Here is a 13,204-nt window from a genome sequence, read left to right as displayed (position 1 = left end):
AGGCGACGGTCATGACGCACCTTGCCCGGAGCGGCATCGCCGCTCCGGGCACTCCGCGCGCCACCTTCAGGCGGTGCCCGTCACCGCTCCTCGGCAAGGTCGAACTCACGCTGCAGTTCGGGCTCCGGGATGACGGCCGGGGCCTCGGGGCTGCGCCACGGGTGGCTGAGGGGAGGTGCCACCGCTCGCCACCAAGGATCCACGGGGACGGCGCCGGCGGGCTCGAAGGGTTCGCCGGGCTTGGGGAGCGCCACGACATACCCGGTCTCTTCCGCCGCGTCCTTCGACCACTCCGCGGGCTCCGCCCACGGGTGCGGGGCGAGGTTGAACGTGCCCCAGTGGATCGGCATCATGACGCCCTGCGTGGCGTCGCCGCCCTGGAGGTCGAGGTGAGCGCGCATGCCCTCCTCCGGGGTCATGTGGATGTCCGGCCAGATCCACACCAAGTGCAGATCAGCAGGCTAGGCAAACGCACACGTGGACGCGGCCGGGCATCCACGTCAGCACAGGCTCACCCAGGTGTCACAGATGTGGATGCTTGACACCTACATCCCATATGACACCAAAGTTGGGATTAGCCTTGTTTGACTCACCCTGGTCTGGACGCGGAGCTACGAGAGCCAGAGGAGCTGCGGCAGCGGGAATCACTCCTCCCTGCCCATGCACCGCGAGCCAGAGCTAGACCTTCGCCGCTTCGCCCTCATGCGGGGCTGCCGCGTGTTGGCGTCGCGGAGACTTGAACGTCAGCGCAACCAAGGTTCCGCCCTGGAAGCGACCCGAGTTGGGCGACTGGATTAACAACCGTGCCCCCGAGTTCGATCTTGCAGCTGCGGCCGTCGCGCTGGTCGCGGAGTACACGAGCATTCCGCAGGACGCCGTTTGGGCCCTGGTGGCCGCGCTCCGGGGTGCTGGTGAGGTGACACAACGGGTCGAGAACACCAAAACCGTACAGGCCGCCACCTGGCGAGTGCCGCAGGCACGCGAGCACACCCAAGTCTGAAGGTCAGGCCCACCCCTAACTGAGCCATGCTCCCTGCCGATTCCACACCATCCTGACGCTCCATCAGACGCCTCCCACCCCCGTTGCGTTGATGCACACGGATGTAAGGAAACCCCCTCCTCGGAGGGAGGGGGCTGTCGACGGGGGCTACGACTTGGCCTGGCAAACCCCTCGGTCCTCGGCCGGCTCAGGGGAGGTAGGTCTGCTGCCACTCCACTGAAGTCATTCGCAGCGCTGCTTCGGCGAGGGCCTGGGCCGATGCGGTCTTGAGTTTCGAGATGCTGCTGTCGATCCAAGGCCCGACGTTCTTGTAACCCTGTTCGCGATACTCCACGGCCTGGATGAGGCACTCAAGCTTGTCCGCGTCGTGTGCGCAGACGACTTCCAGTGAGTCGCCGTTTTCGTACTCGCTTACGATGCGTTGCGCTGCCGCCTTGACGGCGGGGTGCGACGCCGAGACTTGGTCCGCGGTGACCTTTTCGTTCGACGCAGCGTTCAGATACCGTCGGCCGACGTGCGGGATGTCTCCTACCCGGGTCTCCTGGGTGTCGTGCCACAGGCTCAGGAGGGCTGTCTTCGCCGGGTCGGCTCCCTCCATCATGGCCAAGACTGACCCGACGATGGCAGCTCGGAAGCTGTGTTCGGCGATGGTCTCCGGATCCTTGACCCCAGCGATCCACCACCCGCTCCTCTTGGCGCGCTTCAGCATGCCCATTTCCAGAAGGAAGCCAGCCGTGCCCTGGGCGTGCTCGGTCTCGTCGGCCATGTGGTACCCCTCCGGTTCGTCAGTTGCCATGCTCGCGTAGACGGTATGTCACCGTCCCAAGTTCCTGTCGAGATCTTGCCGAAATGCCGCCGCTGTCAAGGATGCGTTCGATGCGCTCACGGAGGTCGGCGGAGAGCTTCGGCGCAGCCTGGGGCAGCCAGGGACATGCCGTCAGGAGTGCCCACAGCGAGTGGGCATACAGCTCGACGTAGGTCGGAGCCTCATCCAGTCCTTGAACGAGAAGGCGCAGAAGGGTAACCGGGTCCCAGTCGGTCAGCCTGCGGTCAAGCATGAAGGCGTCATTACTCTGTGGTCCGCGGGCAGCGCCAAGCCAGTAAGCCCAATAGTTCAGGTTCGCGGCCTCGGCGGCCTCGTCGTCCACAAGGGAGCGGTTGATGAAGTCCAACAGCGGCTGCTGGTCACCCTGCCGGGCAAGTGCGGCTGCCATGGAACGTGCCTCCGCCCAGTGCTGTGACCAGCCTCGCACAGCGAGCACGCCGCGCCGGCTGTGCAAGGCATGAGACGTCCAGGCGGGTGCCCCAGGACTCCGGTCGTACGAGGTGAGATAGAGCGCCTGGCGGCGTAGCAGCGCGGCGCCGTCTCCTGCTGTGTGCGCTGCTTCCGCCGTATCGCGTAGTTGCGTGAAGAGGACCGATCGCTCCTGCACCGGCAGCCGGGGAGCGATGGGGGAAGCGCCACGACGGGTAGGCGATGGCCTGTTCGCGATCGACGGCGGCGGCGTACCGTTCACTGCCCAAGCGATCATGTGGGCAGTCGTGCGGGTGTGAACCCATTCCGCAAGGGGATGCTGGTCGGGACGCTGGGGAGGGTCGAGGGCCGCGCCGACAATACGGTCAGCATCCATCGCGGCTTCCAGGAGCTGGACAACGTCCCGGTCTGCTCCGAGCACCGGTAAGCGTCGTTTCAGGTCCAGCAGGCCACCTGCCCTCATGTTTGCCAGTGGCCGACGCCCTGACTCCCAGCCCTGGACGGTGGCGAGGTCGACCTCCAGGGCTTCAGCCAGCCCAATTTGCGTGTACAGGGCGCTCTCTCTGGCCAGGCGCAGAACGTACCCGGCGATAATTCCTGTGACCGCACGACGGCGTGCGGGCGGTCTTGTGGTCATGTCGGCTCCTCGAGTGCGTTCCACGGCGGAATACGTACTCGTAGTCAGTCCTACTGCATTGCGGACGACCGTACGGTCAGGCCATGGAATCGACCAGGGTCCTTTGGAGGGCCGGAAGTTGACCACCAGTTGCTCGCCAGCGGAGAGCGGGACACACGGAGGCTCGAACACATGACCAGGCAGAGGGGCAGGGACCCCGGCACCGCTCAGATGACGATGCGGGTCTCGCTGGACAGCGGACGCACCTGGGGACCCACACGCTACGTGCGCGCCGCCAAAACCGTTGAGGACGACCCGTTGCGCTTCCCGCGCTGCGAGTGCAGCCACTCCCCGGGTCACCGTTGCAGCGCGGCGCGCGAATTGGCCAGCATGACGGGAGGACACTCGTGATGATCCCGCCGCACATCGCCGCGCCGATCACCTACCGGCCGCCGGTCCTCTCTCTGCCACACACGTCGGCCGTCGGGTCCGTCGGGCACATCACGTGTGAGAACTGCCGCGAATCGATCACCTCGCAAAAGGCGTGTCTGGCCCGCGGTGACCTCGCCGAAGCAGCGAGGGTCGAGGCCCTGCGTGAGGAGCACACCCGCAGACACCACACGGGATAGCGCTGATGGCGATCCGGTACCACAATCCGTTCCCCGCCCGCGCGAGCGGATCGGCGGCCGATCACCCCAGCCGTCTGGTCGCGAGCGGCCGGGTTGGAGCATCATCGCCCCGGCTCTGGTCACGAGCTACCTGTCGGTGGCCTACGCGTGACCGGAGCTGGGGCGCCTCGCCCGCCGCCGCCCCGTGTGAGGCGAGTATCCCGAGCCCAGCCGGGCCGGGGCCTACGAGAGAAAGGGGGCGCGGCATGTCCGCGACCACCGATACCGAGCGCGTCACGTCTGCTACGAACCTCACCCTTGTTCGTCCTTGGTGCGCCGGCCGACTCGCGCCGTACCCGATGACCGTTCGCCGACCGCATGCCACGGTCACCATTGATCCCGCGACGCAGCTCGGCGTGTTCCGTGATCGCGTCGGCCAGGTCGTCGAGATGGGGAAGCACGGCACGAGCCAAGGAACCGAGACCTCGACCACCACGAACTCGGACTCCCGGAACGACCAGGGGCACGACCAGGACTCCGAGCAGGACTGACATCATGGCCGAGGAGAGGCCGGTGCTCGTGGCCACCGAGGCGGATGATCTGACCGCTGACATGGTGATCAACGAGCTCAATCGGCGGAACGTGCCGGTGGTCAGATTCAACCCCGCCGACATCGGCGCCGACCTGACGGTCTCGGCTCGGTTCGGCATCTGCCCGGCACCTGTGGCCGGGCAGATGCACACCCCGTCGAGAACCGCTGATCTGTCTCGTGTACGGGCGGTGTACTGGCGCCGTCCGGAGTGGCCCCGCTTCCCATACCTGCCCCCGACGATTCCCGGTTCGCCGCTGCTCAGGTCCGCTACGGGCTCGGTGGCATCCTCTACGCCCTTGACGGCCCGCTGTGGGTGAACCACCCCCTTCGCATTGCCGTGGCCGACTACAAACCCACGCAGCTTGCCCTCGCCCAGCGGCTCGGCCTCACCGTGCCACCGACGCTCGTCACCAACGCCCCTGCCGACGCGCGCGAGTTCATCGCCGCTCACGGTCAAGTGATCTCCAAGCCGCTGCGATGGACCCCGTATGAACGAAACGGCGTCCCGCTGACCGGCTGGGCGGATCCGGTCACCGCCGACGAGATCGACGACAGCGTCCGCGTGACGCCACACCTGTTCCAGGCCCGCGTGGACAAGATCGCTGACCTTCGGGTGCTGATCGTCGGTCGGCGCACGTTCACCGTACGCATTGACTCCGGCCTATTGGACTGGCGCAGGGATTACAGCGCCCTCTCCTACACCGTGGAAGGCCTGCCCAGAGGAGTGAACAAGGCGCTGCTGGCCTATCTGGATCACGTCGGGCTGGTCTCCGGAAGTTTCGATCTTGCCGTGGATCGAGCGGGGGTCCACTGGTGGCTGGAGCTGAACCCGAATGGCCAGTGGGGGTGGCTGGAGGGGAAGACCGGGCTGGAGATGTCCGCCGCGTTCGCCGACCTACTCACACGAGGAGTTATCTCATGATTGACACCGCGTCCGAGCGCCATCGCCTTGCCGACCTTCTGGTGGACGGTGGCGTCCTCAAGTCTCCGGGGCTGCGGAGAGCTGTCGAGACAGTACCCCGAGAGCTATTCCTCAACCCTGGGGTGTTTCTGCCTGAAACGGGGGGACGTTGGCGTCCTGTCCCTGCAGTCGGCGCAGACCCGGTCGAGTGGGCGCAGATCGCATACGACTGTGACACGCTCACCACTCAGCTCGACGGCCACCTGACCGCCGACCAGGTCGACGATCCCGTGACCGGCGTGCCCACGTCCTCATCGACCACACCGGCCACAGTGGTCAGCATGATCGAAAGCCTCGATGCGCAGGCCGGTCACCGCGTGCTGGAGATCGGTACAGGCACCGGCTACTCCGCGGCCCTGATGTGCCACCACCTCGGCGAGGACAACGTGACCACCATCGAGGTGGACCCTGAAGTGGCGGCCCGTGCGGATACCGCGCTGGAAACCGCCGGCTACTCGACGTGGACCGTGACCGGAGACGGGCTCCTCGGGCACCCACGCCGCGCCCCCTACGACAGGGTGATCGCCACCTGCGCGATCCGCCGAATTCCGTACACCTGGATCCAGCAGACCAACCCCGGTGGCGTTGTCCTCTCCACGGTCGGCTCGTGGCCGTACGGCACAGGCCTCGCGAAGGTCACGGTTGGCGACGACGGCACCGCCGAAGGCGAGATCATCGGCTGCTCTTCCTTCATGCAGGCACGGGCCCAGGCCGTCACTCCTGTGGCCGGAGACCTGTCCGCCCGCACCGCCTATGCCGACAGCGAGAGGGACACAAGGGTCTCTCCCCTCGTGCTGGAGGACTGGATGCCCGCCTTTCTCACCCAGCTCGCCGCCCCCGGTGCACAGTTCGTTCGCGCGACGCGCAGCGACGGCACCCCGCTGCTGTATCTCTTCGACCCGGAGCGCGAATCGTTTGCCGAGTTCATCGCGGCCGACAAAAGCTGGACGGTCCGGCAAGGCGGCCCGGTATCACTCTGGGACGACATTGAGACGGCGCTTAACGCGTGGCAGGACGCCGGCCGCCCGGACATCACTACCGTCCGCCTGCACGTCGACAGCGTGTGTCACACCTACTGGATCGGCGACCATCCCGCGCTGCGGTGGCAGCACTGCCTTGCCTGAACAGGAAACTTTGGTCGGCCACCGCGCGGGACGGGGTGGGCACACCGCCGACCACCGGCCTCAGCGCAGCAAACGCTCCTGAAGCGAGGACCGCCCGGCGGCGGAGAGCCCGAGCCCCTCGGCAAGGTACCGGTCGACCGTGCCCCACACCTCCCCGATCGCATCAAACGCCGCCCCCAGATAAGACGCCCGCGCCTCGAAGAGCGGAGAGAGCAGCTCCGAAACCTCGGGAGAAACCTCCGCGTCGCGCCGCACCCGATACCGCCGGTGCGGCGCGTTGGACTCCAGATAGTCTGCCTCGATCGCCTCGCGCGGAACGCCGAGCGCCAGCAGCGTCACCGCCACCGACAGCCCCGCCCGGTCCTTGCCGGCGGCACAGTGCATCAGCGCGGGCACGTCGCCCTCGGCCAGGGCGCGCACGACGCGCCCGTGCTCGGCCGTCCGCGTCGTGACGATCTTGCGGTACGAGGCGGCCATCCGGTCCGCCGCGCGGCCCTCGCCCAGCACGGACCGCAGCGTGGCCAGGTCGCCGTCGCGCACCATCCGCCAGAACTCGCTGCCGTCGGCCGGGTCGCTCAGCGGGAGGTTGACGTTCCGTACGCCGGGGAGGGTCACGTCCGGGCCCTCCAGCGCGATGTCCGCGGCGTTGCGGAAGTCGAATATCGTGTGGAGGCCCAGCGAGGCGAGGAACGCCGCGTCCGCCTCGGTGGCGTGGGCCAGGTGCCCGCTGCGGAACAGGACGCCGGGCCGGACGCGCCGCCCGTCGGCGGCCGGCAGACCCCCCAGGTCGCGGAAGTTGCGGACCCCCGCCAGCTCGGGCTCGGCCTGCGGGGCGGGCGGCGTCTGTGTCACGTGCGCTCCTCGGGGTGTTCCGGTCGTGGCGCCGATCGTATTCCGGGTCACGCCACATTGCCGGGGTGGGATACATCACGGCACGTCAACCCCTGGTTACGGTGGCGTAGGTCACTCAAGAACGTGAATGATGCACTGACGTGGCAGACGATTCGAATTCATTCAGCAAGAGCGCGATCGGGTCGTACGCAGCCGTCGGGGACAGCTTCACCGAGGGCGTCGGGGACCCAGGCCCCGACGGGACCTTCGTCGGCTGGGCCGACCGACTGGCCGTACTCCTCTCCGACCGGCAGGAAGAACACTCCTTCCGCTACGCCAACCTCGCCGTCCGCGGCCGCCTCCTGGACCAGATCGTCGAGGAGCAGGTCCCCCGGGCCAAGGAGCTCGGCCCCGACCTCGTCTCCTTCTGCGCCGGCGGCAATGACATCCTGCGCCCCGGCAGCGACCCGGACGACGTGGCCCTGCGCTACGAGGCGGCCGTCGCCGAGCTGCGCGCCTCCGTCGGCACGGTCCTGCTGTGCACCGGCTTCGACACCCGGGGCATGCCGGTCCTGCGCCATCTGCGGGGCAAGATCGCGACGTACACCGCCCACGTCCGGGCCATCGCCGACCGCTACGACTGCCCGGTCCTCGACCTGTGGTCGCTGCGCTCGGTCCAGGACCGCCGGGCCTGGAGCGAGGACCGGCTGCACCTGTCGCCCGACGGGCACACGCGCGTCGCGCTGCGGGCCGCCCAGGTGCTGGGCTTCGAGGTGCCCGCCGACCCCGACCAGCCCTGGCCGGACGAGGAGCAGCGCTCGGCCGCCGAGGTGCGCCGGGACAACGTCCACTGGGCGCGCGAGTACCTGGTGCCGTGGATCGGCCGCCGGCTGCGCGGTGAGTCCTCGGGTGACAACGTGGAGCCCAAGCGCCCGGACCTGCTGCCGCTGTAGGCCCGGGGCGGTCAGTGGGGGTGCCGTCCGTGCGGCAGGTCGGCCCAGACGACTCGGCCGTGGCCGCTGTCGTCGGGCCGGACCCCCCACTCCCGGGACAGCGCGCCGACCAGGAGCAGCCCGCGCCCGCTCTCCTCGTCCGTACCGCTCCGGCGTACCCGAGGCTCCGTCGGGGCGTCGCCCTGATCGGCGACCTCTATGCGCACCACCACGCGGCTCACCCGCAGCTGGCAGCTGACCTTCTCGCTGTCCGTGTGCCGCACCGCGTTGGTGACCAGCTCCGACACCACCAACTGGGCGTCGTCGCAGGCCACTTCGTCTATTCCCCACTCCCGCAGTCGCGTGAGGACTCGTTGGCGCGCCTCCGCCACGGAGGTGTTGAGGGCGGGGAAATGAAAGGCGTCCTGCCGCAGATGGCCGAGGAGAGATCTGCCGCAGAGCCCGGACGATGGTGCGTCATGGGAGAGGACCACTCCGCAACTATGTGCGATACGTATCAGTTGTGGCAAGGTTCAACCTGCAAATTACAGAATCGCAAGGACAGTCTGTCGGGCCGACAGACCGCGTGGCACACTGCTGGCATATGACGGCAGTTGGAGGGGGTGGACAGTGGCGGACTCGCGACCGGCGGGTGCCCCGACGGTCCTGAGGGTCGTGCTCGGCAAGCGTCTCCAGCACCTGAGGGAGCGGGCCGGGCTCTCCTACGAGGAGGCGGGCCGCGCCCTGGACGTCACCCACGCCACCGTCCGCAGAATGGAGAAGGCCGAGGTCGGGCTGAAGATCCCCTATGTGGAGAAGCTCCTCCACGTCTACGGGGTGCTCGACGCGGCCGAGGTCGAGGGCTTCCTCTGCCTCACCCGCGAGGCCAACCGCCCCGGCTGGTGGCACCGCTTCCGCGACGTCCTCCCCGAGTGGTTCAGCGCGTTCGTGAGCCTGGAGGGAGAGGCCAATCTCATCCGCGCGTACGAACCCCACTACGTCCCCGGCCTGTTGCAGACCGAGGAGTACGCCCGGGCCGTGCTCCGCGCCGGGATGCCGCACGCCCGCGACGCCGAGATCGAGCGCGCCGTCACCGTCCGCCGGGAGCGGCAGGGCCTCCTCGCCAAGGACGGCGCCCCGCTGCTGTGGGTGGTGATGGACGAGACGGTGCTGCGCCGCCCCATCGGCGGCCCGGACGTGACGCGCGCCCAGGTCGACCGGCTCATCGAGGCCACCGACATGCCGAACGTACGACTCCAGCTCATGCCGTTCGCCGCCGGGCCGCACCCGGCGATGTACGGCCCCTTCCACATCTTCCGGTTCCCCCTCCAGGAGCTGCCCGACATCGCGTACGCCGAGAACCTCGTCGGAGCCTCGTACTTCGACCAGCGTGACGATGTCTCGTCGTTCCTGGAGGCACTGGACCGGATGTGCGCGCAGGCCGCGCCGGCACACACCACCAAGGCCATCCTCGGTGGCATTCGTAAGGAGATCTGAACCATGGATCCGGACCGCGTCTACAACGGCATGCCCGCGACCGACCTCGGCACCGAGGGCTGGAGCAAGCCGTGGAGCGGCGGCAACGGCGGCAGCTGCGTGGAGGCCATGCGGCTGTGCGACGGCCGGGTGGCCCTGCGCCAGTCCACCGACCCCGGCGGTCCCGCGCTGATCTACACGCGTCACGAGATGGAGACCTTCATCCGCGGCGCCAAGGCGGGCGAGGCCGATTTCCTGCTGGCGTAGCGCATCCTCGGCCCTCGTGGCGAACCGAAAAACCGAACGGACGTATAGAAGGGCGATCAAGGCGTGATCGAGTACGGCGCGGACGGCCGGGGCACACCGGCCGAGGAGATCGACACCAGCAGGCCCCACCCGGCCCGGATGTACGACTACTACCTCGACGGCTGGGACAACTACGAGGTCGACCGGGCCGCCGCCGAGCGCGTCATCGCGGCCCACCCCCAGGTGCGCCTCTCCGCCCGCGCCAACCGCGCCTTCCTGCGCCGGGCCGTGCGGGAGGCGGTGCGCGGCGGCGTCCGGCAGATCATCGACATCGGCACGGGCATCCCCACCTCGCCCAACACCCACGAGGTGGCCCGCGAGTCCGCGCCGGACGTCCGCGTGGCCTACGTCGACAACGACCCCATCGTGGCCACTCACGCGGAGGCCAAGCTCACCAGCGCGGGCGGGGCGGGCTTCGCCCTCGCCGACGTCCGGGAGCCGGAGACGATCCTGGGGCACCCGGTCGTCCGCGAGCTGATCGACTTCGACCGGCCGGTGGCCCTGCTGCTCGTCGCCGTCCTCCACTTCGTCAAGGACGAGGAGGACCCGGCGGGCATCGTCGCCACCCTCGGCGACGCCCTGCCCGCCGGCAGTCTCCTGGTGATGTCCCACGCCACGGAGGAGCCCTACGAGGGCTACGCCCAGGGCCGTACCGACACCGTCGCCCGGGACGGCGTGCTGGACGCCTACAAGAACGCCACCGCCGCCCTCAACCTGCGCGGCCGCACCGCCATCGAACCCTTCTTCGGCGACTTCGCGCTCCTCGACCCGGGGCTGGTCCGGGTGCCGCTGTGGCGCCCGGACGGACCGGTCCCCGGGCCCCGGGAGCTCAGCGAGACCGTCTTCTACGGCGGCATGGGCCGCAAGGGCTGACTCGGGCGCAAAGACTGACTCAGGCGCGAGGACTGACTCATGCGCCGGGACGGGCCGGGATCTCGCAGCTGTCCTTGAAGCCCTGACTGGTCAGCCCCAGCGCCGAGTTGATCCGCGAGCGGAGGTTCTCCACCGCCACCATCGCCGTCAGCTCGACGAACGCCGCGTCGCCGAGCCGCTGCCGCAGCCGCTCCGCCAGGTCGTCCTCCACGGCCGGCGGGGTGGCGCTCATCGCCTCGGCGTACTCCATGACATCCCGCTCCAGCGGGGTGTAGGCGTCGCTGGACCGCCAGCGCGGCACGTCGCGCAGCTTGTCGGGGGCCATGCCCTGGTTGTGGCTCAGCCAGTAGCCGAAGTCCATGCACCACGAGCAGCCGATCGCCGCCGCCGACGCCATCACGGCGAGCTCCTTGAGCCCACTGTCCAACGCGTTCCAGCGGGCCAGCGACTTCTCGAAGCGCGCGTCGGTCATCAGCACCCTGCGGTTGTGCCCCATGGCGAGCAGCGGGTCGATGACCTTGCCGTAGGTCCGCCTGCTGTACCAGGCCGTGAGCCGGTTCAGCAGGGTGCGGGGCGGGGTGAGGGAGATGCGGGCCATGGCCGGTGCCTCCAGGGGAGAACGGTTGCTGTCACCCCTACGACGGGACGACCCCGCCCGGATGTGACATCACCGGACGAAGATCTTTTGTCGGTGCCCCAGGTGCCCGCGCATAGGCTGACCGCATGGACGGTGAGCTCTTCCCGCGGCCGGTGACCGAGGTCGCTCCGGGCGCCGTGCACGTCCCGGGCTGGCTGGACGAGGAAGCCCAGCACCGCCTCCTGGCGGCCTGCCGCGAGTGGGCCCGGCCCCCGGCGGGCCTGCGCACGGTACGCATGCCCAGCGGGGGCGAGATGTCCGTGCGCTCGGTCGGGCTGGGCTGGCACTGGTTCCCCTACGGCTACGCCCGCACCGTCGTCGACGGCGACGGCGCCCCGGTCAAGCCGTTCCCCCGTTGGCTGGACGAACTGGCGCGGGCCGCGGTGGCCCGCGCGTACGGCCGCCCGGCCGGGCCGGAGCCGTACGACATCGCGCTGGTGAACTTCTACGACGCCGGCGCCAAAATGGGCCTGCACCGCGACGCCGACGAGAAGTCCCCGGCGCCCGTCGTCTCCCTGAGCCTCGGCGACTCCTGCGTCTTCCGCTTCGGCCATCCGGGTGGCCGCACCCGCCCCTGGACGGACGTCGAGCTGCGCAGCGGCGATCTCTTCGTCTTCGGCGGCCCGTCCCGGCAGGCCTACCACGGCGTGCCCCGGATCCTGCCGGGCACCGCCCCGCCCCGGCTGGGGCTCAAGGGGCGGCTCAACGTGACCCTGCGCGTGAGCGGCCTGTGACGCCCGGCGGATAATGGGACGACCTGCCTGCCCGACCCTGGAGGTGCCGTGACCGGCTCCCGCCCGTTCCGCCCGCCCCTGGACGCGCTGCGTCCCGCCGCCTTCGGCGTGGATCCGGCGGGGGAGCGGATGGCGCGCATCCGCAGGTCGCCGCACTTCGCCGACGGCGTGTTCGTCAACCCGGAGGGCACGCGCCGTACGCCGTCCGGCTCCATGCTGAAGTTCCTGCCCACCTACTTCCGCAAGGAGGAGCGCGCCCTGCGCGCCCCGGTCCACGCGGTGCCCGTCCACCCCACCACCGTCGCCGACCTGGCCGTTCCCCCGGCCTCCGGGCTGCGGCTGACCTGGATGGGCCACTCCAGTGTCCTCGCCGAGATCGACGGCCGCCGGGTGCTCTTCGACCCCGTCTGGTCCGAGCGCTGCTCGCCCTTCTCCTTCGCGGGCCCCCGGCGGCTCCACCCGGTGCCGGTGCCGCTGGCCGAGACGGGCCCGCTGGACGCCGTGGTCATCTCGCACGACCACTACGACCACCTCGACATGCCGACCGTCCGGACGCTGGCCCGCCGCACCGGCGTCGCCTTCGTCGTCCCCCTCGGCGTCGGCGCCCACCTGGAGCACTGGGGCGTCCCGGCGGACCGGATCACCGAGCTCGACTGGCACGAGTCGACCCGGATCGGCGAGCTCACCCTCACCGCCACCCCCGCCCGGCATTTCTGCGGCCGCGCGCTGCGCAACACCCAGCACACCCTGTGGGCCTCCTGGGTGGTCGCCGGCCCGGAGCACCGGATCTTCCACAGCGGCGACACCGGCTACTTCCCCGGCTTCACCGCCATCGGCGAGCGGTATGGGCCGTTCGACGCCACGATGATGCAGGTCGGCGCGTATTCGGAGTTCTGGCCGGACATCCACATGACCCCGGAGGAGGGCATGCGCGCTCACCTCGACCTCCAGGGCGGCGACGCCACGCGGGGCGTCATGGTGCCGATCCACTGGGGCACGTTCAACCTCGCCCCGCACCCGTGGGCGGAGCCCGCGGAGTGGTCGAAGGACGCGGCGGAAGAGACCGGGTATGTCGTGGCGCTCCCCAAGCCCGGCGAACCCTTCGAGCCCGCCGGCGCCGTCCCCGTGGATCCTTGGTGGCGAGCGGTGGCACCTCCCATCAGCCACCCGTGGCGCAGCCACGAGGCCCCGGCCGTCATCCCGGAGACCGAACTGCAGCGTGAGTTCGACCTTGCCGAGGAGCGGTAGGGCGCCCTGCG

At 69.5% G+C, this 13,204-nt stretch carries 14 protein-coding genes and 2 pseudogenes; 10 read left to right on the top strand and 6 right to left on the bottom strand.

Annotated features, from left to right (window positions below; translation table 11 throughout):
• Positions 1-80: 80 nt before the first annotated feature.
• Positions 81-434, bottom strand: a pseudogene (locus EKH77_RS26730) (MBL fold metallo-hydrolase); the annotation flags it as partial.
• A gap of 302 nt (positions 435-736) precedes the next feature.
• On the opposite strand from EKH77_RS26730, the gene EKH77_RS33120 reads away from it, so the two are divergent.
• Positions 737-1,000, top strand: coding sequence for a hypothetical protein (locus EKH77_RS33120; protein WP_164737667.1), 264 nt, complete (start codon positions 737-739; stop codon positions 998-1,000).
• 187 nt (positions 1,001-1,187) lie between these two features.
• Here EKH77_RS33120 and EKH77_RS26725 read toward each other — a convergent pair whose 3' ends face one another.
• Positions 1,188-1,766 carry an HD domain-containing protein gene (locus EKH77_RS26725; RefSeq protein ID WP_126916833.1) on the bottom strand — a complete coding sequence of 193 codons (579 nt, stop codon included), beginning with the start codon at positions 1,764-1,766 and terminating at the stop codon, positions 1,188-1,190.
• 19 nt (positions 1,767-1,785) lie between these two features.
• A complete protein-coding gene (locus tag EKH77_RS26720; protein WP_240667547.1) occupies positions 1,786-2,892 on the bottom strand; it encodes a helix-turn-helix domain-containing protein in 1,107 nt (368 codons plus the stop codon).
• An 853-nt stretch (positions 2,893-3,745) separates the two neighbouring features.
• Between EKH77_RS26720 and tgmA the strand changes: the two genes are divergently transcribed.
• From tgmA to tgmC, 3 genes and pseudogenes are all read left to right on the top strand, one after another.
• Positions 3,746-4,030: a putative ATP-grasp-modified RiPP gene (tgmA, locus tag EKH77_RS26710; RefSeq protein WP_126916831.1), complete on the top strand. Its 285-nt coding sequence runs from the start codon at positions 3,746-3,748 to the stop codon at positions 4,028-4,030.
• Positions 4,031-4,034: 4 nt separating this feature from the next.
• Positions 4,035-4,993, top strand: a pseudogene (tgmB, locus tag EKH77_RS26705) (ATP-grasp ribosomal peptide maturase).
• Positions 4,990-6,156 (top strand): ATP-grasp peptide maturase system methyltransferase, encoded by a 1,167-nt coding sequence (tgmC, locus tag EKH77_RS26700; RefSeq protein ID WP_126916830.1) that lies wholly within the window; start codon positions 4,990-4,992, stop codon positions 6,154-6,156. The pseudogene tgmB and the gene tgmC overlap by 4 nt, the downstream one beginning before the upstream one ends.
• A gap of 60 nt (positions 6,157-6,216) precedes the next feature.
• Here the strand turns inward: tgmC and EKH77_RS26695 are convergent, their stop codons facing one another.
• The gene (locus EKH77_RS26695) at positions 6,217-7,008 is read right to left on the bottom strand and encodes a tyrosine-protein phosphatase (protein ID WP_126916829.1); all 792 of its coding nucleotides are present in this window, start codon (positions 7,006-7,008) and stop codon (positions 6,217-6,219) included.
• A gap of 140 nt (positions 7,009-7,148) precedes the next feature.
• Here EKH77_RS26695 and EKH77_RS26690 point away from each other — a divergent pair, with 140 nt between their 5' ends.
• A complete protein-coding gene (locus tag EKH77_RS26690) occupies positions 7,149-7,940 on the top strand; it encodes an SGNH/GDSL hydrolase family protein (RefSeq protein ID WP_126916828.1) in 792 nt (263 codons plus the stop codon).
• Positions 7,941-7,951: 11 nt separating this feature from the next.
• Here EKH77_RS26690 and EKH77_RS26685 read toward each other — a convergent pair whose 3' ends face one another.
• On the bottom strand, positions 7,952-8,413 hold the full coding sequence (locus EKH77_RS26685; protein WP_240667546.1) for an ATP-binding protein: 462 nt from the start codon (positions 8,411-8,413) through the stop codon (positions 7,952-7,954).
• Between the two features lie 136 nt (positions 8,414-8,549).
• Between EKH77_RS26685 and EKH77_RS26680 the strand changes: the two genes are divergently transcribed.
• From EKH77_RS26680 to EKH77_RS26670, 3 genes are all read left to right on the top strand, one after another.
• Positions 8,550-9,416 carry a helix-turn-helix domain-containing protein gene (locus EKH77_RS26680; RefSeq protein ID WP_126916827.1) on the top strand — a complete coding sequence of 289 codons (867 nt, stop codon included), beginning with the start codon at positions 8,550-8,552 and terminating at the stop codon, positions 9,414-9,416.
• A gap of 3 nt (positions 9,417-9,419) precedes the next feature.
• Complete coding sequence (locus EKH77_RS26675; protein WP_126916826.1) at positions 9,420-9,662, top strand: DUF397 domain-containing protein; 243 nt, start codon at positions 9,420-9,422, stop codon at positions 9,660-9,662.
• Between the two features lie 138 nt (positions 9,663-9,800).
• Entirely contained in the window at positions 9,801-10,574 is a 774-nt protein-coding gene (locus EKH77_RS26670; RefSeq protein WP_126918314.1) for an SAM-dependent methyltransferase, read from the top strand.
• A gap of 37 nt (positions 10,575-10,611) precedes the next feature.
• Here EKH77_RS26670 and EKH77_RS26665 read toward each other — a convergent pair whose 3' ends face one another.
• Positions 10,612-11,172 (bottom strand): carboxymuconolactone decarboxylase family protein, encoded by a 561-nt coding sequence (locus EKH77_RS26665; protein WP_126916825.1) that lies wholly within the window; start codon positions 11,170-11,172, stop codon positions 10,612-10,614.
• 125 nt (positions 11,173-11,297) lie between these two features.
• On the opposite strand from EKH77_RS26665, the gene EKH77_RS26660 reads away from it, so the two are divergent.
• On the top strand, positions 11,298-11,945 hold the full coding sequence (locus EKH77_RS26660; protein WP_126916824.1) for an alpha-ketoglutarate-dependent dioxygenase AlkB family protein: 648 nt from the start codon (positions 11,298-11,300) through the stop codon (positions 11,943-11,945).
• A 48-nt stretch (positions 11,946-11,993) separates the two neighbouring features.
• The gene (locus tag EKH77_RS26655; RefSeq protein WP_240667545.1) at positions 11,994-13,193 is read left to right on the top strand and encodes an MBL fold metallo-hydrolase; all 1,200 of its coding nucleotides are present in this window, start codon (positions 11,994-11,996) and stop codon (positions 13,191-13,193) included.
• Positions 13,194-13,204: the final 11 nt, after the last annotated feature.

Origin of the sequence: Streptomyces luteoverticillatus (genome assembly GCF_003970715.1) — a bacterium.
Lineage (GTDB): Bacteria > Actinomycetota > Actinomycetes > Streptomycetales > Streptomycetaceae > Streptomyces > Streptomyces abikoensis.
The sequence above is the reverse complement of the archived record's forward strand: the minus strand, read 5'-3'. Positions and strand labels throughout refer to the sequence as shown.

What these genes read in the sequence shown, in the direction of transcription:
- EKH77_RS26670 (WP_126918314.1), top strand. Translation starts at nt 9,801, where the DNA reads ATGTACGACTACTACCTCGACGGCTGGGACAACTACGAGGTCGACCGG.
- EKH77_RS26660 (WP_126916824.1), top strand. Translation starts at nt 11,298, where the DNA reads ATGGACGGTGAGCTCTTCCCGCGGCCGGTGACCGAGGTCGCTCCGGGC.
- tgmA (WP_126916831.1), top strand. Translation starts at nt 3,746, where the DNA reads ATGTCCGCGACCACCGATACCGAGCGCGTCACGTCTGCTACGAACCTC.
- EKH77_RS26675 (WP_126916826.1), top strand. Translation starts at nt 9,420, where the DNA reads ATGGATCCGGACCGCGTCTACAACGGCATGCCCGCGACCGACCTCGGC.
- EKH77_RS26725 (WP_126916833.1), bottom strand. Translation starts at nt 1,766, where the DNA reads ATGGCCGACGAGACCGAGCACGCCCAGGGCACGGCTGGCTTCCTTCTG.
- tgmC (WP_126916830.1), top strand. Translation starts at nt 4,990, where the DNA reads ATGATTGACACCGCGTCCGAGCGCCATCGCCTTGCCGACCTTCTGGTG.
- EKH77_RS26720 (WP_240667547.1), bottom strand. Translation starts at nt 2,892, where the DNA reads ATGACCACAAGACCGCCCGCACGCCGTCGTGCGGTCACAGGAATTATC.
- EKH77_RS26665 (WP_126916825.1), bottom strand. Translation starts at nt 11,172, where the DNA reads ATGGCCCGCATCTCCCTCACCCCGCCCCGCACCCTGCTGAACCGGCTC.